This is a genomic window from Enterococcus thailandicus (assembly GCF_001886265.1).
Taxonomy (GTDB): Bacteria; Bacillota; Bacilli; order Lactobacillales; family Enterococcaceae; genus Enterococcus_B; species Enterococcus_B thailandicus.
In genome coordinates this window covers 41699-61492 of sequence record NZ_JXLE01000011.1, presented here as the reverse complement: position 1 = coordinate 61492, position 19794 = coordinate 41699, and the positions used below count along the sequence as shown (strand labels likewise).

The following is a 19794-nucleotide window of genomic DNA, read 5'->3' as shown; positions in this document are numbered from 1 at the left end:
CTCCTTTGATAACCATTTTTTGGTGAAAAAGATCCGTGCTTATTTTACTAGAAAACCCTTAGCTTGTCCTGATTTCTGCCATTTCGTAACAAAAAAATAAACTAGCTAACTCACGTCTTCTTTTATTTGAATAATTAAAAAGAGAGCCGTGACCCTGGTCACAGCCCCTGAAATTATAGTTTTTGTTCTTCGCGAATGCGTGATTCTAATTCTTGTTGTTCACGTTCTTTTTGTGCTTGGCGTTCTTCATTTTCCATACGTAGACGTTCACGTTTCAATTCAGGATGTGGATCATTGATCACATTTCCCGCATCAATTTCTTCAAGTGCTTGACCAACACTTTTTACAGACTCAAATGAATCCAACGTTGGTTGTGCTCCCGCATCTAATTCGTGGGCGCGTTTACTTGATAAAATTACTAATGAGTATTTTGAATTTACTCGGTCTAACAATGAGTCAATTGAAGGTTTCAACATCATAAGACTACATCTCCTTTAACATTTTAATATATTTTCCGATTACCCGATCTACTCGAAAGTGTTCGCTAGCAATAATATCTTTAATTCGATTAACAGCTAACGGAACTTCATCATTTACAACGGCATAATCATAAAGGGCCATCATTTCGATTTCTTCTTTAGCAACTCTCATACGTTCTTCAATTACTTCTTCTGCATCCGTTCCACGACCAACAATTCTTGATTTTAATTCTACTAAATCGGGCGGTGTCAAAAAGATAAATACACCATCTGGTACTTTATCTTTTACTTGCTGTGCTCCTTGAACTTCGATTTCTAAAAATACATCTTTTCCTTCGTCCAAGGTTTGATTCACATATGATAATGGTGTGCCATAATAATTTCCAACATACTCTGCGTATTCAAGCATCTCACCAGCTTCAATCATCGCTTCAAATTCTTCTTTGCTCCGAAAGAAATAGTCGACTCCTTCGACTTCTCCTTCTCGCATTTTACGAGTAGTCATTGAGATTGAATATTGAAAATCATTACCCTCACTCTCAAAAATTGCTTTACGTACGGTTCCTTTTCCTACACCGGATGGACCTGACAATACGATTAATAATCCACGCTCTGACATGACGACGTCCTTTCAACTAGTCTTTTCTTGCTTATCGTTTATTTTGCACTTTTTTTCTGCAACTTTCAAGGTTCTCTTTATTATAGACAGATTTTCCTAAAAAAGCCACCTTTGCTTGAAACTAGAAAAGAAAAGCTTGATTTCCTCGACAAAACAAAAAAACTGCAACCAAATTTCTGGTGCAGCTTTAGATAGTCGTTGATGTTTCAACATACTTGATTTTAGCCAAAAGAATTAAAATCCCATGTTAGACAAAGTATTCACGACACCAATGATTTCGTCTTTTCGACTAAGTACTTTTTCTGTTGGATCACTAACTTCTTGTGTATCCATACGCACAATAAATTTCCGATTAAGCGTTACATATGTCCCATCATTGATCAAAATATTTAGTTCTTGATCCGAAATTTTTACGCATGCGTCTTGCCAGGCATCAAATCCTTCTTTATCTGATGGAACATTTCTTTTAACCACACTTTTTCCACTTAACTCATGAAAAGTAATATCATAATAGGTCATTACAAACTTCCTCCTGTTTCTATTTTATAAAATTATTCAATATTTTGAACTTGCTCACGAATTTTTTCCCAAATCGTTTTTAATTGGACTACTTGGTTTTTGATTTCAATTGCACTTGACTTGGATCCAATGGTGTTCACTTCTCGATTCATTTCTTGAATTAGAAAATCAAGTTCTCGACCAACTGGTGTAGACATCAAAATTAATTCATTTAGCTTTACGAGATGGATAAACAAACGATCTAGTTCCTCGTGAATATCTCCACGTTCTAACAAAATGGCCAACTCTGTCAACAATCGTTGCTCATCAACTTTGTCGCCTAAAAATTCTTCCAATTTTTTTTGATAGCGTACTTGGAATTCTTGTTCATATGTTTCAACAAACGCTACAAGGTTGTCTAACACTTGCGAAAACTCTTCTTTGTTTTGCAACAATACAGCAGCTAAAGCCTGACCTTCTGCTTCACGGCTACGTTCAATTGCTGCTAAGGCCTCAGACAACGTTTCTTGAACTAATAGACTGAGTTGCTCTTCATCTGTTTTTTCTGATTCACTGACTGAAACAAACTTTTCCTGTAACGCTAGACGTTCAATTAATGACGCTACCGAAAGTTGGACTTCACCACCGAAGCGATCATGTACTCCTTGCGAAAGTTGCGTCACTAACGAATCAATCAGCGACCAGTCAATTTCAACTTGTTTCGTATTTTCCCCGATATGCGTTACATTCACAAAAACTTCAACTCGTCCGCGAGTGAGTTGTTGTTTAATCAACTGACGCATAGTACCTTCAAGAAAATTCAAAAGCTTCGGACTACGTAATTGAATATCCAAAAAACGTTGATTCACACTTTTGATTTCAATATCCAGTTGATACTCTTGTGTTTCACGGATTGCTTTGCCAAAACCGGTCATACTTTTCATTCGACAGGGTCCTTTCTTACATGTTTTCTATCGCTTTTTGCAATGCTTCAAACTCTTCGTTCGTCAATGTCAATCCTTTCCCCATTTTTTCGTGTTCCGGTGACCAGTCCCGCAAATCAAATTTCGGCGGGCGACCATTCCAGCTAACTAAGTTTAATTCTTTACGCCAGCCCTTTGCGTTTTCAGATAAAATTGCGATTTCTTCTATGATTTCATAGGAAAATTCTTGTGCCATTCTTGTTCCTCCTTAAGATAATGTGCATATAAAACAAATAATGTGTTCAATGGTTGTTCCTTAAGCATCGTTTGAACCTTCTCTTTCGTACTAGCATAAAGTTCTTTTGCTAGTTCCGTCAACTTTTGTTCTAAACGTTGTTCTCTTGAAGAAGACCACCACTCTTCCATACTTAGTAACCCAATTTCATTCGTAACAATTTCTGTAAATGGACGTTGTTCTTTTTCACGAATCAACGTTATCATTTCTGGTACTTGATAAACTTTATTAGGCAGTAAATACATTTGTTTTGCCAATAGTTCTAGCATTGCTAATCCGCAAGTTTCAATGACGACCCTGTCTTTATATACATTACGCAAATTCTCCCAAAATTTTACGTCATAGAAAAAAGAAAGCTCTAAATTTTTTTCCTTGGCTAACGTGCGCAGAAATTTCTTCCAAATTTTTTCAGCCAACACGGTCGAATCAAAGGTATACCAATGACCTTCATATTGATGCAACTGTTTTTTTGTTTCTAAATAACCTAATTGTAAATTCATTGAATTACGCTGTCCATCAAAAATCAAAAATGTACCTAGCGTCCAAAGTGAGCGACAACGCCATTCAACAAATCCTAATGGTTTTTTGACTCTTTTGGTAATTCCTGGCCCTTGAACATCTACCACAAAAGCTTCAGTTGCTCCTTGTCCAATCGCAACATCCACTGGCAGATTATTTTTATATCCGCCATCAATATAGCGATCTTTGTCAATTTTTTTATAGGCCATCGCTGGATAAAAAGAAGCGGAAGCAACAATCCACTCCGGAATCTGCTCTGGTGGCATTTTTTGAATAGGCACCACTTTCTCAATCATTTCAGGAATTTTAGTCGTAACTGTAAATAGTTGTGGCTTCGTTTTTTGAACTATGCTTTTCAAATCCAATGATTTTCTTAGCAGTTCTTCTAAAGGCTGTGAAGAAATACCGCGAGTTAAAACAGCCGTCTTGGTCATTCGACGAATATCAGTCAACAACTGTTGACGCAAATCAGTTAAAGGCACGTTCTCTGGTACAGCCAAAATCTGATTGGTGGATAAATTCGTCCATAAAAATTCAGCTTGATCCAAATCACCTTGCAACATCAAGACGCCATTGATTGCACCAACTGACGTGCCGGTAATAAGTTCAATCGAAAAGCCAGCTTCTTGTAATGCCTTCCACACACCAATTTGGTAGGCCCCATGTGCGCCGCCCCCGCCAAAAACCACAGCAGATTTTCCAGAAACATTTTTCACCCACTGAGTAGTCCTGGTATCAACTGTTTGGTACCCAAATTGAATAAATAATTCGGTCATTTGGGAAGAAAGTGGTTGTGAAAAGGAAAACTGACAAGCCGATTTCAAAAAGTAGCGCGCACAACTTTCCAGCAATGTAAATAATTGACGCCATTGCCGGAAAGATTCGTTGGCTAACACATTTGTTATCACCAAATGATCTGACTCACTTGCTTCTCCTGTTTTCTTCTCAAAGTAGAGCACTAGTTTACCAGCTTTGACTCGCCATGCATTTTTCTTTTTTGCCGTTTGCCAAAAAGAATCACGACTTTTTTGTTGTTCATTGAAAAACGGAAATGGTTGTTCCATTTTTCGACTCTCATTGTGTAGACGCTGCCTTTCTGACCAATAAATTGGTTGGATATCCATCGTTCTCTCCTTTTTCTCCAAGTATAGCAGTCTCTGAAAAAAATTTCTTGTCTGAACTAATTGCGCCTATCCTTTACAAAAACAAAAGAGTTCATTTATCTTTTCTAAAAAATAACTGATATCAAATTTAAAGCAATTTGAAAGCTACGATTATTTTCAATGAAAACGTGACTTTGTAATGGAATTTTAAAATAAAAGAAACAAGCTTTTTTCTTACAATTGTTGTAAAATAAAATAGTTGAGAAATCAAGTAAGGAGGAGCATGATGACTGATTCAGTTTATGTACATATCGACACAACTAGTAACGCTGTTTTAACCAAAGGATTAACTGCAAATGATTTTTCAAACAGCATCGTGCATTATCCTCAAAACTTGCTATTATTAGATCCTGCTGCTTCAGCAGGAGAATATGAACCTCACACTGGTTTGAAAATCATTCGTGGAACAGAAAATATTCAACATTTCTTCTCCTCACTTCGTAATCGTCATAATGCGGACGACTTAAAGTGGATCGATTTTACAGACCTAACTATGCTAAAAGAACTATCACCATTAGAAATTTCAGAATTATTGTATTTTGGGCATATGAAAACGCATCTGCACTCACCATTTTTCTATAAATTACAAAATAATTTTGTTTATTTTGATTTAAACGATCAGTTGAACCGAATTTATTATCGTTACCTGGATGAATTTTACCGAATTTTTGCAGACAAGATGAGTCAAATTCTTGCAGATAAAATCAACGAAAAGAAATCATTCTTTCGCCGTGGCATCACTGTTGAAAAAATCAATGGTGATTTACTAAAAGAAATGCGTCCATTGATGCAAGAAGGCATTATTTTTTCATTTGAACAAGCTGGATTGATCAATGATGAGTATCGAATGCCCATCTATGTGATTGAAGACTACATATGGAAATTAAAAGGGACTCGCTACCGTGAAGAACCTGTAATTGGTACACTCGTCTACAACACACTTGACCGACGTTGGCGTCTAATCAGTGATGTGGATGACTTTGCCTACGGTACACTAAATTAAAAAATTTTTTACCTGTGTAAAGGAACGTAACAGTTAGATGTTACGTTCCTTTTTTCGCAAAAAAAGATTGAACAAAAAGCCATAGGCTCTTTGTTCAATCTTTTTAAGTGCTTATTTTTTTGTTTCAAAAAGTGGGCTAACTGGTTTATTTTCATGGATACGTTTAATTGCGTCACCCATCAAACCACCAACGCTAACTTCGTCGATTTTATCAATTTTACGATCTTCTGGTAGATAAATTGAGTCCGTTACAACTAAGCGTTCAATTGCTGAATCTTCAATTCTTTGCAAAGCTGGACCAGATAAGACTGGATGTGTACAAGAAGCATAAACACTTGTTGCTCCTGCTTCTTTCAACGCATTAGCTGCTAAGGTGATCGTACCTGCAGTATCAATCATGTCATCGATCAAGACACATGTTTTTCCTTCAACTTTACCGATGATATTCATTACTTCTGCAACGTTTGCTTTAGGACGTCGTTTGTCGATGATTGCAATTGGTGCTTTTAGGAACTCAGCCAATTTACGCGCACGAGTTACGCCACCGTGGTCAGGTGAAACAACAACAACATCGTCGCCTTTGATTCCTTTTTCTAAGAAATAATTAGCAATTAATGGTGCACCCATTAAATGGTCAACAGGAATATCAAAGAAACCTTGAATTTGAACAGCGTGAAGGTCTAGGGTCAACATTCTTGTTGCTCCTGCTTTTTGAATCATGTTTGCAACTAATTTAGCAGTGATTGGTTCCCGCGCACGCGCTTTACGGTCTTGACGAGCATAACCATAGTACGGCATAACTACATTAATTGTTTTTGCACTAGCGCGTTTCAAAGCATCGATCATAATCAACAATTCCATTAAATTATCATTTACTGGACTACTTGTTGATTGGATAACATACACATGTGAACCACGAATACTTTCTTCAATGTTTACTTGAATCTCACCATCACTGAATTGAGTAACAGATGATTTACCTAATTCTACACCAACAGCTGCAGCGATTTTCTCAGCTAATGGGCGATTTGAGTTTAATGCAAAAATTTTTAATCTTGGATCAAAATAATGATTTGACATGGGGACCTCCACTTTCTTTTTCACAACTCTGGAATTCTTCCTAGTAAATAGTAGACATATTTTTTAAATAAATCAAGTTATTTTACAAAAAACTAATTGAGATAAGGGAGTTTTTTCGCATATCCTTCTTTGTTTACTTGTCGCGCACGTGCAATTGCAAGTGCATATTCAGGAACATCATTTGTAATGGTTGAGCCCGCTGCAATCGAACTATGATCTTCGATTGTCACCGGTGCAACGATGTTTGAGTTTGAACCAATGAAGCTGTGGGCACCGACTTTTGTATGATGTTTTTGTTTACCATCATAGTTAACGAAAACCACACCACAACCAACATTGATGTCCTCACCTAATGTTGCATCACCAACGTAAGTCAAATGACCAACTTTTGTATGACTGCCAATCTCAGCATTTTTCACTTCAACAAAGTTTCCAATGTGCGCCCCTTCACCAATTTCAGCGTTTGGACGTAAGTGAGCAAATGGGCCAACATCTGCTGCTTTTTTCACATGACTGCTTTCAATCACAGAATTAGTAATTACGACGTTATCTTCAATCACACTGTCCACAATTCGTGAATGTGCACCAATCATGCAATCCATCCCAATGACTGTTTCGCCTTGTAATTGTACGCCTGCTTCAATCACTGTATCTGAACCAATAACAACACCCGCATCAATATAAGTTGACGCTGGATCAACAAAAGTGACACCATTAGTCATGTGTGCTTCATTAATTCGTTTACGCATGATTTCATTTGCTTTTGCCAATGCGATACGATCATTTACACCCATTGATTCTTCAAAATTTTCTGTTTGATAGGCAGCAACCGTATTGCCATCTTCTTTTAGAATTTCAATAATATCAGTTAAGTAATATTCACCTTGGGCATTGTTCGTACCCACTTTATTCAAGGCAGTAAATAATGCTTCGTTGTCAAAACAGTAAGTACCTGTGTTGATTTCTTTTACGCGTGCTTCCTCTGGTGAAGCATCTTTTTGTTCGACAATTTTTTCTACGATTCCAACATGATCGCGGATGATTCGTCCGTAACCAGTAGGATTTTGTGCTTGTGCTGTTAAAATCGTTGCACTAGCATTTTTTCCTTGATGGTATTCAAATAAATTGTTTAGTGTTTCTGTTGTTAATAATGGTGTGTCACCACTGATGACTAACGTTGTTCCTTTTTTGCCTTCTAAGAAAGAGGCTGCTTGTAAAACTGCGTGCCCAGTGCCTAGTTGTTCTGCTTGTAAAGCATACTCACTACGTTCACCTAATTGTGCTTTTACTTGTTCAGCCCCATGACCAACGATGGTAATGATTTCGTCAGGATTAGTTTCACTTACTCGATTGATAATATGTTCGACCATTGGTTTTCCAGAAACTGGATGTAATACTTTATATAATTTTGACTTCATACGAGTTCCTTTTCCCGCTGCCAAAATAATTGCATAACGTGCTTCCACTTACTTCACTCCTAGTTATCATTTCCTGTGTTAAGTTTAGCCCAGTGCTCGCTTTTTTTCAACTAACGATTATTTTAAAAAATTGCGTTAAAAATAAAAAAGTTGGGACAGCTTTTTGTCCCAACCTCTTCTAACTTGATTCGTTTCGCTGATAAAGTTATTCTTCTGAGAAATAATTTCCAGGAACAACTGTGATGTTTTTCGTTTTTGTATCAACATCTTTCACATAAAGTAGTGAAGTATAATCATCGATTGCACGATGTCCATGGAATTTTGATTCTGCAAAAACAGTGATACCAACTAATTCAGATTCGAATTCTTCAATCAAACTCTTCATTCCGTTGACTGTTCCGCCGCCTTTCATAAAGTCGTCGACGACAAGAACTCTTGAACCACGTTTCAAACTTCTTTTTGAAAGTTCCATTTTTTCAATTCGCTCAGATGAGCCTGAAACATAATTTACACTCACAGTCGAGCCCTCAGTGATTTTTGAATCACGTCGAACAATGACAAACGGAGCGTTTAAATAATAAGAAACGGCTTGGGCAATTGGTACACCTTTTGTCGCAACTGTCATCACGGCATCAATTTTTTCACCTAAATATTTTGATGCGATGATTTTCCCAACTTGTCTTAATAACTCAGGTTCTCCTAATAAATCTGATAGATAAACATAGCCACCTGGCAACAAGCGATCTTGTTCTGATAAACGTTCGGCTAAAGATTCAATATATTTCTTTGCTTCTTCGTAAGGAATCTCGGGAATAAACAAGACACCACCCGCCGCACCAGGAATTGTCTCTAGTGTGCCGTAACCTCTTTCTTTAAATGTTTTCTTGATAATCGCTAAGTCCTCACTGATGGAAGATTTAGCAGATTCATAACGTTCGGCAAAACTTGTTAACGAAATCAATTCGTGTGGATGATCTAATAAGTATTGAGTCATATCAACAAGACGCTCACTGCGACGTACTTTCACATATTCCAGCTCCCTTTTTTAAAATTGTCGTTTTTCATTATATAAGTTTTTTTTCAAAAATTCGAGCATTTTATAAAAAAATAAGAAAATAGTTCGGTATTTCTGATTTATAAAAAAAGAAACGGCGGAAATATTTCGTTTCCGCCGTTTCTTTCAACACATTTTATGCTCGATTTTTTCGTTTTAACCCAATTGATAGTCGTTTCACTATATTAACGATTAAGAATAATGCAATAAAGACTAACGTGATTGTTGCTCCCGGCGGTGTGTCCAAGTAAAAGGAACTACCTAATCCAGAAAGCATCCCGACAAAGCCAACAAAAATACTAATTGCAATCACGACGTTGAAGCTCCGACCTAAGCGCATGCCGATTGCTGCTGGTAACACCATGATTGCAGAAATCAACAATGCCCCTGCAATTGGAATCATTACCGCAATCGCAACACCTGTGATCACGTTAAACATCATCGACATCGCATGGATAGGCAATCCGTCAACATGCGCCACATCTTCATCGAAAGTTAGGACATACATTGGACGTTTGAATAAAACAAATAAGATGCCAATGACTACAAATAAAATACCTAAGAAAATGACTTGATCCCACGTGATGGTCACAATTGATCCAAATAAATAAGATTGAATGCTCGTTGCAGAATTCCCACCACTCAAATTCATCAAGACTAACGCTAACGCTAGTCCTCCGGCCATTAAAATTGCAATCGAAATCTCAGAGTACGTCCGATAAATCGTACGTAGATATTCTAAAACGATTGCTGCTAAGACCACAACAATCATTGTGGTAACTGTTGGGTTCAAATTGAGAAAGAACCCCAACGCCACACCTGCTAACGAAACATGAGAAAGTGTATCAGCCATCAACGACTGTCTTCTAATTACTAAGAAAACGCCCAGCATTGGGGCAATTCCCGCAATAAAAATCGCAGCAAGAAATGCTCTTCTCATGAATTCATATGAAAGCAACGCCATTGAGAATCCTCCTTCCTTACCAAACGAATTTGTCGATCTGCATACTGCTTGATGTCCTCATGATCGTGAGTAATCATCAAAACTGATTTTCCATGCACATGCGCACTATGTCGCAACAAACGATAAAATTCATTTCTAGATTCTTCATCCATCCCTGTCGTTGGTTCATCTAAAATAAATAAATCTGGATCAGTTGCAAACAAACGTGCCAAACTAATTCGTTGTTTTTGTCCGCCTGACAGCTCACCAATTCGACGATGCCGCATATCCCACATTCCAACAGACTCCAAGGCAAGCTTCACGTATTCGTGATCCTTTTTAGTCAGACGTTTGAACCACTTACCTCTAGGAAACCGTCCTGAACGAACTAATTCAATTACTGTGCTTGGAAATCCCGCGTTAAATGATGCTACTTGTTGGGGAATGTAGCCAATCTTCAATTTTTTTCCTTCTTGATTTTCCGTAGCAATCGTGACAGTTCCTTTAGTGGGCTTTAATAATCCCAAAGTTGCTTTAATCAACGTTGACTTTGCTGCTCCATTTTCTCCAGTTAAAATGACAAACTCCCCAGCATCAACATGATAAGATACATCTTCTAATACTGGTTCTTCTTCATAATAAAAGGTCAAATCAGATACTTCGATATAATGCATCACAAGACCTCCTTCTAAACTTACTCGATAACTTACTTAATGCTTTCTTTCAATGCCGCTAAATTTTCTTCCATTACAGAAATATAATTCTCACCAGCAGCCATTTGTTTTTCCGTTAAGCTTTCCAGTGGATTTAGCACTTCAAGCTTCACGCCTGTTTCAGCAGCTAGCGTCTCAGCCACTTTCGAAGAAGCATTTTCTTCAAAATAAATGACTTTTGTCTGATTTTCCTCAACAAATGATTTCAGTTCTGCCAAGCGACTTGGTGTCGGCTCTTGATCTGGTGAAATACCTGAAATTGATTTTTGCGTTAAGTTATATTGATTAGCTAAATAAGCAAATGCAGCATGTTGCGTAACAAATGTCCGATTTTTTGCATCTTTTAATTCTGTTGCGTATTTTTGATTTAACTCTTCTAACTTTTTGATATAAGCTTCCGCGTTTTTATCAAATGTCGCTTTCTTTTCAGGATATTTATCTCCCAATTCTTTCGCAATGGTTTGAACTTCTTGAATTGCTAATACTGGGTCTAACCATACATGAGGATCATATTCGTGCTCATGTCCGTCATGGCTCTCTTCATGCTCATCTTCAGCTTCGTGATCATGGTCTTCCGTTCCTTCTAAGCGTTCAATTCCCTTAGCTGCCTCAATCATCAATGTTTTTTCTTGATCAACTGATTTCTTTATTGAATCAACAAAAATTTCCATGTCTGAACTATTATACACGAAAACATCTGCATCTGAAATTTTTGCCATCTCTTTTGCACTTGGTTCAAAATCATGGGGTTCTGTTCCTGCAGGTATCAGTAACTCAACTTTGCCTTCGTCACCAACAACTTCCTTCGTAAAATCATACATTGGATAAAAAGAAGTAATAATGGTTAATTCGTCTGTCTTTGACTCACTTTTCTTTTCAGTTTGTCCACAAGCAGCAAATAACAACATTCCTGCAACAGCTATCGTTGCCCATACATATTTTTTAATCATTGTTTACCCCTTTCTAAAATAGCAAATCGGAATTTTACGATTTGTCAACGTGGACTAATGTATCAAAATAAAAAATCGCAGTCAATAGGATTCGGAAAATTTCTGATTTACAACGCATATTTAGAAGTAAACCGTAAAACACTTGAATACTTTTTCATAGAATAGGCTTTCTTTTCAGCAACTAGACCATCATTCTATTCTCAGATAAAATGGCGCAAACTTTACGAAAGGGGTGATCCCATGAATTGTTACAATTGGATAAAGGTCATGCTTCCACCATTTCCCTGGAATAGAAAAAAGCACATAAGTTTAGCCGCAAAAGAAAACTAAACTTATATGCTTTTTAATTACTTCTCAGTTATTAAATCGACTACAAAAATCTTTTCCGAAATTCACTTAAGCTTTAACGCAATGTGCGTACAAGATAAACTTCATCACAAAACCCTTTTAATCCATTATATACTCGCTGTGCTCTCGAATAGTGTTGGCACAAACCAAAAACTGTTGGTCCACTACCGCTCATCAAAGCCACGTCCGCTCCATATTTAATCATTCGTTCTTTGATCTGATGAATGACAGGATGCCTTTTCCCAGTCACATCTTCTAAACTGTTTCCCATTTTTTGAATCATTTGTTGATAGTCTTGTTGTTGGATTGCTTCCACCAATCCAGCGACGTCCTGATGCTGAATGGATTGCGTGTCAAGATCTCTAAACACTGTTCGTGTAGAAACACTCATTCTTGGTTTGACTAGAATAACCCAACACTGTGGCATAGATGGAATAAGTTTTACTTCCTCACCCTTACCACCAATAAATGCCGTATTCCCATATACACAGTAAGGAACATCTGTACCAACTTCTAAGCCGATTGCTGCTAATTCTTCTAAGGAACAGCCCAAATCCCATAATTGATTGATTCCGCGCAAGGCTGCGGCACAATCAGTACTGCCTCCACCTAGGCCAGCAGCCACTGGGATATTTTTTTGAACAACGATTTTAACGCCTTTTTTGATATTAAATTTATTTTTCAGTAATACGGCTGCTTGATAGACATTATTTCGTTGATCTACAGGCAAGAAAGCTTTATTTGTTTCCACCACGATTTGATCTTCAGGTAATTCTTCAAAAATCAAATGATCTGCTAAGTCCACACTCGACATAACCATCTCAAGTTCATGGTACCCATCTGGCCGTTTATATAATACATCCAATCCTAAATTTATTTTGGCTGGTGCTTTTTCAATTAGTTCCATACCTCTCACCCATTCGAAAAGTCTAAGTCGAAAGTATTCTATCATAGGGGAAAATAAAAGTATAGCTAACTTCCGCCTTAAATTCCTATTTCAACTGAAGCAAAAAGAAAAAAAGAGGATAAGACGTTATTCATTCTTATCCTCTCAATCTTTCAAATCGATTTTTATTCTCATTACCTATTTATAGTTCAGTCAAGACTTCTTGAGCTAAGCTTGGATTTTTCCCTTTCCCGCGACCAATCAGAATAAATAATTGAAGAGTTGCGAATACAAAATTGCTACCTTTCATATAAGCAAAGTAACGTCCTTCCCAACGACTGACATACCTTGATTTTCTTTCATAAGTCGTTTGGAAAGCATAGAAAAAGTTTCCATAATTATAAACGATGTTCATCATTTTTTCTTGAATAAATGAAAAATCTGTTTCTCCAACGTTCGCCAAAGGTGCTAGACCAAGATTTGCTTCCAAGTAGCCTTGTTTTTGATACACAACAAACAAATTTGCTAACAGGTAGTCACTCAATGCGACAGGTTCTCCCGGCAACACTCGCAACAAATCATATCCTGCTTGTGTTTGTGTCATCGGTTGTGCCGTCACAAAACCAACTACTTGTTGGTCTTTTCGAACAACACCCACGCCACTGGTCTTCACGTACTCTTTGTCAAATCGGCCAACAGAAAAATGTTTCTCTGTTTCGCCATTCAACCAAGCATGTGACACCTCTCCCAGTGTTGCAAGCAGTTCCTCAGGAATTTCATCATACCAAGTAAAATGATAGCCTTCATTTGTTAATCGTTGATATTCTAATTGTTGATTCAGCCAAGGAACATCTGCCATCGTTAAGTCAGCAATCCCTGCTTCCCCTACTTTAACAAAACGGAACCCAACTTCATGCAGCATCACAACATATTTTTCTGACACCTTATAAAAAGCCAGCTGATAACCTAAGCAATCAGCTTTTTTCAGAAAGCTTTTGGTTGCCGTTCGCCACATAGCTGGATTACCAATTGGATCTCCAAGCACAAAGCATTTATTTCCCTTCACCTGATAGCCAAAAACTACTTGATCCTTACTACCTTCTTGATAATAAAAATATTTATATCCCGACAATTGCAAATAATGACTAGAAGCTGTTCCACCATATTGATCAATCAGCTGATCCAATCGCTCTGCCTCTAGCTCCGTTCCAAGCTCCTCCGTTGCCGTAGATAAATACTGATATAACGCCACCAGCGCTAACAACGAAATACCTAAACCAACCAGTCCAGAAAACCAGACCTCATCTGAAGGAAACAGAATAAAATTGTTCGCAGTCATTCGTCCTACCCAAAATTGACCACTATGATAACCTGCAATTGCATAAACAACAAACAAGAACCCGAATAAGCAAGCATCAAAAGCGATTGCTCCCCAAGAATAGACAAATTTTTCGCGATAAAACTCCTTGCGTGCCAGCCAAACTGCTAACAAAATAAGGACATAAACTAAAATCAATTCCCACGACAACGTTCGAGTAATCGTATTTAAAATACCAAAAATCAACAAGGTGATTGTTGGCAAATACGCTTTTTTCACCTTCATCGCTAAACCGCGAGCCAAGCCTAACAGTAAAAATCCGACAAGTAGGTTGAGTGTCTGATCTAAGAAATTAAATGAAAAAGGCAACAAAATTTGAAATAGGCGACTAATCGCAGATAAATTTGTAATTGTTGATAGTAAAACCATCATGATACCCGCAAAATAAACAGCACTAACTAAAATGATATGTGCCACTTTTTGGAAAAACAACCGTGGGATATTATCAAGAAACCTGTTCACTTTCACACCAGTATGCGTGATAAACAAAAGAATACCTGTTAAAAATGGCACTACATAATAAAATAGGCGATAATACAATAACCAAACAACTGCTACATCTTGACGAACAGCTAACTGACTCATACCAAGAATCATCAACACGTCAAACGTTCCCATACCACCCGGAACCATCGTTAACATACCTATCAGCGTTGCCACAATAAACATGGGATAAATCGAATGAAGGGATACGTTGATTCCCATCAGCTTGCCAATTAATAGAAATACGGTTAGCGCACCTGTCCACTGACCAAACGAGGCAAAAAATAAACCCACCAAGCCTTTTGGATAAAATTCTGAAAACAAGGTCCTTCTTTTAAGATACGCAAAAAAGAAAATGACCGGTGCAACAAAACTTCCACCTAGTAACCAAATCCAATAACTTCGAAAAATACTCTCTGTTTGAATGAAAAAGACATCCACAAAAGTGAACAGCGACCACACAGATAAACCTGTTATCATAAAGACTGCTACTTTTGAAACAGTTGCCAGTACCTTTTTTCGATCCGCCTGCTTACCATAAAAATTAGCGCGCAAGCTTGCACCCACGACACCACCAAATCCTGCCAAATTGTTGATTGTATTCGTAATCCAAGCCGCTAGAAAAAATTCTTGCCTTGGCATCTTAGGCTTTCCTTGCTTTTCCAATACTCTAAGTGTCACCCAATCATATAAAAGCATTGGTAACACACCCAGTAATCCAAGCAACGTCATTAAAACAATTGTTAGGTGATTCTGCTTATCCATTGTTTCCAAAATATCTTGCCAACTCATACCATTTGCGATATTAGCAACCTGATTCGCGACAAAGACTAATACTGAACCAAAAAAAATCAATTTTAAAATCAAACTATGACTTTTCATCCATTGAAGAATCAATTGTATTTTATTTTTCACATTTTTACCTTCCAAACTCATGTACTTTCATTTCATAACACTAATGTTAGCTTATTTAATTATAATTTTCCACTTTTGCTTAGCACGTTGCTTGCGATTCCTAACAAACAAAGCTATTCTAAAATCAAAAGGGAGGAAATAAAATGAACATTGGATTTATTGGAACAGGAAATATGGCACAAGCAATTATTCGTGGGCTACTTGAAAAAGAAACTTTTTCAAAAGATGAAATTTTTGTTTCGAGTGGCCATTTTGAAAACGCACAAGCCTTTGCCAAGCAAACAGGAGTCACTGCTTGTCAAACAAATCAAGAAGTCGCTGAACAAGTAGACATTCTTCTACTCGCAGTAAAACCTAAAATTATTTCAACCGTACTTCATGAACTACAAGACTATAGTCAAAAAATTCTTTTTATTTCTATTGCATCTGGCACAACTTTAAATGATCTTGAAACAGCCTTAAATAGCTCGCAAGCTGCGATAATTCGCGTCATGCCAAATGTCAATGTCAGCGTTGGTGCCGGAGTTTCTGCCATTTGTAAAAATTCTGTTGCTACCGAAGAACAATTCGCACACGCAACACGAATCTTTGAAGCAATCGGGAGCGTCTATCCTTTAGCCGAAGCAGATTTTAGTGCTTTTATTGGCTTGGCTGGAAGTTCTCCTGCATTTGTTTACATGCTCATTGACGCTATGGGAAGAGCCGGGGTGTTCAATGGCTTACCAAAAAAATTAGCCACCGAAATCTCTGCCAAAGCAATTTTAGGTTCGTGCGAAAAATTCCTTGAGAGCAATGAAAATCCTTGGGAATTAGTTGACCAAGTTTCCTCTCCAGGAGGAACAACAGTTGCCGGGGTCGTTGCACTTGAAGAAGCTGGGTTTATTCCAGCAATCATCAAGGGAATCAATACTACCATTGAAAAAGATCAAGAAATGCTTGCACAAAAAAATCAACAATAATGAAAAAACGACCAATGACTAAAATAGTCATTGGTCGTTTTTTTATTTAGCGTAATCTGTTGCTCGTGTTTCGCGAATAACAGTTACTTTAATGTGTCCAGGATAATCTAATTCTTCTTCAATTCGCTTACGAATATCTCTAACCAAACGAACTGCTTCTAAGTCAGAAATTTCTTCAGGTTTTACCATTACACGTACTTCACGTCCTGCTTGTACAGCAAAACTTGAATCTACGCCGGCAAAACTATTAGAAATATTTTCTAAGTTTTGAAGACGACGAATATAGTTTTCTAAAGATTCGCTTCGTGCACCAGGTCGAGCGGCTGATAAAGCATCGGCTGCAGCAACAAGTACTGAAATAACCGATGTCGCTTCCACATCACCATGGTGAGAAGCAATCGCATTGATAACCACTGGATTTTCTTTGTATTTGGCAGCTAATTCTGCACCAATCTCAACATGAGAACCTTCAATTTCATGGTCAAGTGCTTTCCCAATATCATGTAGCAAGCCTGCTCGTTTAGCTAATTGGATATCTTCGCCTAATTCTGCAGCTAAAATTCCAGATAGTTTAGCAACTTCCACTGAATGTTTCAACACATTTTGACCATAACTTGTTCTAAAACGTAACCGTCCCAAAATCTTAATTAAATCTGGATGGAGTGTATGTGCACCAACTTCAAACGCAGCCTCTTCTCCATATTCGCGAATACGTTCATCCATTTCTTTACGTGATTTTTCAACCATTTCTTCAATACGAGCTGGATGGATACGCCCATCTTGAATTAATTTTTCCAACGTCATTCTTGCGATTTCTCTCCGAATTGGATCAAAACCAGAAAGAACAACTGCTTCAGGAGTGTCATCGATAATCAAATCAATTCCTGTTAGTGTTTCTAATGTGCGAATGTTACGACCTTCTCTACCAATAATGCGACCTTTCATCTCATCATTTGGCAAAGTAACAACTGATACTGTGGTTTCAGAAACTTGATCTGCCGCGCAACGTTGAATAGCTAATGAAAGCAAGTTCTTCGCTTTACGATCAGCCTCTTCTTTTGCACGCTGTTCAGATTCTTTCACCATAACAGTTAACTCATGATTCAACTCTTCCTCGGTTGACTTCATGATAACATCCTTTGCATCTTCTTTAGATAAACCAGCAATTTTCTCTAACTCTTTTTGTTGATCTTCAATCAATTTTTCAACGTCTTGTTCTCGCTCTTCAATTAATTGCTGTTTTGAACTAAGTATTTCTTCTTTGCTTTCAAGTGAGTTCTCACGTTTTTCCAATGAGTCATCTTTACGATTCAATGTTTGTTCACGTTGAATCAATCGATTTTCTTGAGATTTTAATTCTAATTTGCTTTCTCTCAGCTCACTTTCAACTTCAGAACGATATTTCTGATTTTCTTCCTTAGCTTCCAACAATGCTTCTTTTTTTAGAGTCTCTGCTTCTTTCTTTGCACTGTCGATAATACCCACAGCTGATGTTTTTGCACCAGCTATCTCTTTTTCGTGACGTGACTTCGCAACGACCAACCCTAAACCAAGACCGACAATTAAACCGATGATAGCGAGGAGAATGTTGAATACCATAAAATCCACCTCCATACTATCTTTTTCATTTTATCAATCACGTAGTTTTTCTGATAAACTATTTTAATCTTATCAATATGCCTACTTGCATATGTGCACAAAAAGTACACAAGTTTATTCTAATGTTTGTACCCCTTAGTGTCAACTTTAAATAAACAAAGAAACTGCTTTCTAATTTTATATTAAACGGTGGTTTTTTATCATTACCGACAGAAAGAGGTCTTGATAGCACTTGGTTTATTCGCTAGACTTAATCCTTTTTTCTTTTCACAGATAAAAGTCAAGTTTTCGATTATTTCCGTTGAACTAGATAACCGCAACTGTTATATCCGAATGCAAATTGTCCTATAAATATAAATTAACGATTACAAATGTTCTTTTATTTTTGAGAAAACCTCTTACTCTTGATAAAAACTCTAACTTCTAGTTTCACCCTCGACAAAAAAGGTCGAGACAGTTTGTCCCGACCTTTGAAAGTCAAATTCATTATTCTTCTGTTAAAGGTAATTCTTCCTGTTCAGGTTTTTCCTCTGTTTCAATACCTTCACCAATTCCATAAGCTTCGCGAACCAAGCCAGAAATTTCATTCATCATTTCTGGGTGAGTAGACATATAAATTTTTGCATTTTCGCGTCCTTGGCCGATACGATCTTCTTTATATGAATACCAAGCACCACTTTTATCAACGATATCTTTTTCTACCGCCATATCAAGTAGTTCTCCCTCTTGTGAGATTCCTAGTCCATACATTACATCAACTTCTGCTACTTTAAATGGTGGTGCAACTTTGTTTTTAACTACCTTAATTTTCGTACGGTTTCCGACAATATCTGTCCCTTGTTTCAATTGTTCTGCACGACGTACTTCTAAACGAATCGTTGCATAGAACTTCAATGCACGTCCCCCAGGTGTTACTTCTGGGTTACCAAACATTACGCCTACTTTTTCACGAATTTGGTTGATAAAAATCGCAATTGTTTTTGTTTTATTAATTGAACCTGATAATTTACGCAAAGCTTGGGACATCAAACGAGCTTGTAATCCAACGTGAGCGTCACCCATTTCACCATCAATTTCTGCTCGCGGAACTAACGCTGCTACTGAATCGACAACAACGATATCTACTGCACCACTTGAAACCAATGCATCAGCAATCTCTAATCCTTGTTCACCTGTATCTGGTTGTGATAACAACAATTCATCGATATTAACGCCTAATTTTTGGGCATATTGAGGATCCAATGCGTGTTCAGCATCAATAAAGGCTGCTGTCCCACCATTTTTTTGTACTTCGGCAATTGCATGAAGTGCAACCGTTGTTTTACCAGAACTTTCTGGCCCGTAAACTTCGATGATTCTTCCTCGTGGATAACCACCTACTCCCAATGCTACATCTAAAGCAAGTGAACCACTTGGAATTGTTGAGATTTGTTGGTCGATTTTCTCGCCCAATTTCATAATAGAACCTTTACCATAACTTTTTTCAATTTTCTTTAACGCAGCATCTAAGGCCGCTTTACGATCATCTGCCAATACGATAATCCTCCTTATATTCACATTAACAACGTC

18 protein-coding genes are annotated in these 19794 nt (G+C 37.5%); 2 read left to right on the top strand and 16 right to left on the bottom strand.

Annotated elements, in window-relative coordinates; genetic code table 11:
• Window positions 1-173: 173 nt before the first annotated feature.
• From rpoZ to RV17_RS08855, 6 genes are all read right to left on the bottom strand, one after another.
• The gene (gene rpoZ, locus RV17_RS08880) at window positions 174-479 is read right to left on the bottom strand and encodes a DNA-directed RNA polymerase subunit omega (protein ID WP_067484679.1); all 306 of its coding nucleotides are present in this window, start codon (window positions 477-479) and stop codon (window positions 174-176) included.
• A gap of 4 nt (window positions 480-483) precedes the next feature.
• Complete coding sequence (gmk, locus tag RV17_RS08875) at window positions 484-1098, bottom strand: guanylate kinase (RefSeq protein WP_067484676.1); 615 nt, start codon at window positions 1096-1098, stop codon at window positions 484-486.
• Between the two features lie 234 nt (window positions 1099-1332).
• A complete protein-coding gene (locus RV17_RS08870) occupies window positions 1333-1617 on the bottom strand; it encodes a hypothetical protein (protein ID WP_071869021.1) in 285 nt (94 codons plus the stop codon).
• 32 nt (window positions 1618-1649) lie between these two features.
• Window positions 1650-2540, bottom strand: a complete 891-nt coding sequence (locus tag RV17_RS08865) for a YicC/YloC family endoribonuclease (RefSeq protein WP_071869020.1) — start codon at window positions 2538-2540, stop codon at window positions 1650-1652.
• A gap of 16 nt (window positions 2541-2556) precedes the next feature.
• Entirely contained in the window at window positions 2557-2775 is a 219-nt protein-coding gene (locus tag RV17_RS08860) for a YdbC family protein (protein WP_067484668.1), read from the bottom strand.
• Entirely contained in the window at window positions 2745-4457 is a 1713-nt protein-coding gene (locus RV17_RS08855) for a patatin-like phospholipase family protein (protein ID WP_071869019.1), read from the bottom strand. Before RV17_RS08855 ends, RV17_RS08860 begins: the two co-directional genes overlap by 31 nt.
• A gap of 265 nt (window positions 4458-4722) precedes the next feature.
• Here RV17_RS08855 and RV17_RS08850 point away from each other — a divergent pair, with 265 nt between their 5' ends.
• Window positions 4723-5499, top strand: a complete 777-nt coding sequence (locus RV17_RS08850; RefSeq protein ID WP_067484664.1) for a hypothetical protein — start codon at window positions 4723-4725, stop codon at window positions 5497-5499.
• A gap of 111 nt (window positions 5500-5610) precedes the next feature.
• On the opposite strand, the gene RV17_RS08845 is transcribed toward RV17_RS08850, so the two are convergent.
• The 8 genes from RV17_RS08845 to mprF all read right to left on the bottom strand — a co-directional run bounded on the left by RV17_RS08845 (window position 5611) and on the right by mprF (window position 15667).
• On the bottom strand, window positions 5611-6579 hold the full coding sequence (locus tag RV17_RS08845; RefSeq protein ID WP_067484661.1) for a ribose-phosphate diphosphokinase: 969 nt from the start codon (window positions 6577-6579) through the stop codon (window positions 5611-5613).
• Between the two features lie 92 nt (window positions 6580-6671).
• The gene (glmU, locus tag RV17_RS08840; protein WP_071869018.1) at window positions 6672-8045 is read right to left on the bottom strand and encodes a bifunctional UDP-N-acetylglucosamine diphosphorylase/glucosamine-1-phosphate N-acetyltransferase GlmU; all 1374 of its coding nucleotides are present in this window, start codon (window positions 8043-8045) and stop codon (window positions 6672-6674) included.
• A 157-nt stretch (window positions 8046-8202) separates the two neighbouring features.
• Entirely contained in the window at window positions 8203-9024 is an 822-nt protein-coding gene (gene purR / locus RV17_RS08835) for a pur operon repressor (protein ID WP_067484655.1), read from the bottom strand.
• A 163-nt stretch (window positions 9025-9187) separates the two neighbouring features.
• The gene (locus tag RV17_RS08830) at window positions 9188-10015 is read right to left on the bottom strand and encodes a metal ABC transporter permease (RefSeq protein ID WP_067484652.1); all 828 of its coding nucleotides are present in this window, start codon (window positions 10013-10015) and stop codon (window positions 9188-9190) included.
• Entirely contained in the window at window positions 9988-10668 is a 681-nt protein-coding gene (locus RV17_RS08825; protein ID WP_067484650.1) for a metal ABC transporter ATP-binding protein, read from the bottom strand. Before RV17_RS08825 ends, RV17_RS08830 begins: the two co-directional genes overlap by 28 nt.
• A 32-nt stretch (window positions 10669-10700) precedes the next feature.
• Window positions 10701-11657, bottom strand: a complete 957-nt coding sequence (locus RV17_RS08820) for a metal ABC transporter substrate-binding protein (RefSeq protein WP_143139935.1) — start codon at window positions 11655-11657, stop codon at window positions 10701-10703.
• Window positions 11658-12060: 403 nt separating this feature from the next.
• Window positions 12061-12912 (bottom strand): 4-(cytidine 5'-diphospho)-2-C-methyl-D-erythritol kinase, encoded by an 852-nt coding sequence (ispE, locus tag RV17_RS08815; protein ID WP_071869017.1) that lies wholly within the window; start codon window positions 12910-12912, stop codon window positions 12061-12063.
• A gap of 181 nt (window positions 12913-13093) precedes the next feature.
• The gene (gene mprF / locus RV17_RS08810; RefSeq protein ID WP_071869037.1) at window positions 13094-15667 is read right to left on the bottom strand and encodes a bifunctional lysylphosphatidylglycerol flippase/synthetase MprF; all 2574 of its coding nucleotides are present in this window, start codon (window positions 15665-15667) and stop codon (window positions 13094-13096) included.
• 143 nt (window positions 15668-15810) lie between these two features.
• Between mprF and proC the strand changes: the two genes are divergently transcribed.
• Window positions 15811-16626 (top strand): pyrroline-5-carboxylate reductase, encoded by an 816-nt coding sequence (gene proC, locus RV17_RS08805; protein ID WP_067484643.1) that lies wholly within the window; start codon window positions 15811-15813, stop codon window positions 16624-16626.
• Between the two features lie 42 nt (window positions 16627-16668).
• Here the strand turns inward: proC and rny are convergent, their stop codons facing one another.
• Together rny and recA are read right to left on the bottom strand one after the other, a co-directional pair.
• Window positions 16669-18225, bottom strand: coding sequence for a ribonuclease Y (gene rny / locus RV17_RS08800; protein WP_067484639.1), 1557 nt, complete (start codon window positions 18223-18225; stop codon window positions 16669-16671).
• 486 nt (window positions 18226-18711) lie between these two features.
• Complete coding sequence (gene recA, locus RV17_RS08795) at window positions 18712-19758, bottom strand: recombinase RecA (RefSeq protein ID WP_067484637.1); 1047 nt, start codon at window positions 19756-19758, stop codon at window positions 18712-18714.
• Window positions 19759-19794: the final 36 nt, after the last annotated feature.

Bases quoted from the DNA above. Each gene is read 5' to 3' on its own strand.
- RV17_RS08865 (WP_071869020.1), bottom strand. From the start codon at position 2,540: ATGAAAAGTATGACCGGTTTTGGCAAAGCAATCCGTGAAACACAAGAG.
- RV17_RS08820 (WP_143139935.1), bottom strand. From the start codon at position 11,657: ATGATTAAAAAATATGTATGGGCAACGATAGCTGTTGCAGGAATGTTG.
- RV17_RS08860 (WP_067484668.1), bottom strand. From the start codon at position 2,775: ATGGCACAAGAATTTTCCTATGAAATCATAGAAGAAATCGCAATTTTA.
- RV17_RS08855 (WP_071869019.1), bottom strand. From the start codon at position 4,457: ATGGATATCCAACCAATTTATTGGTCAGAAAGGCAGCGTCTACACAAT.
- proC (WP_067484643.1), top strand. From the start codon at position 15,811: ATGAACATTGGATTTATTGGAACAGGAAATATGGCACAAGCAATTATT.
- RV17_RS08845 (WP_067484661.1), bottom strand. From the start codon at position 6,579: ATGTCAAATCATTATTTTGATCCAAGATTAAAAATTTTTGCATTAAAC.
- RV17_RS08850 (WP_067484664.1), top strand. From the start codon at position 4,723: ATGACTGATTCAGTTTATGTACATATCGACACAACTAGTAACGCTGTT.
- gmk (WP_067484676.1), bottom strand. From the start codon at position 1,098: ATGTCAGAGCGTGGATTATTAATCGTATTGTCAGGTCCATCCGGTGTA.
- RV17_RS08825 (WP_067484650.1), bottom strand. From the start codon at position 10,668: ATGCATTATATCGAAGTATCTGATTTGACCTTTTATTATGAAGAAGAA.
- RV17_RS08830 (WP_067484652.1), bottom strand. From the start codon at position 10,015: ATGGCGTTGCTTTCATATGAATTCATGAGAAGAGCATTTCTTGCTGCG.
- rny (WP_067484639.1), bottom strand. From the start codon at position 18,225: ATGGTATTCAACATTCTCCTCGCTATCATCGGTTTAATTGTCGGTCTT.
- ispE (WP_071869017.1), bottom strand. From the start codon at position 12,912: ATGGAACTAATTGAAAAAGCACCAGCCAAAATAAATTTAGGATTGGAT.
- rpoZ (WP_067484679.1), bottom strand. From the start codon at position 479: ATGATGTTGAAACCTTCAATTGACTCATTGTTAGACCGAGTAAATTCA.
- RV17_RS08870 (WP_071869021.1), bottom strand. From the start codon at position 1,617: ATGACCTATTATGATATTACTTTTCATGAGTTAAGTGGAAAAAGTGTG.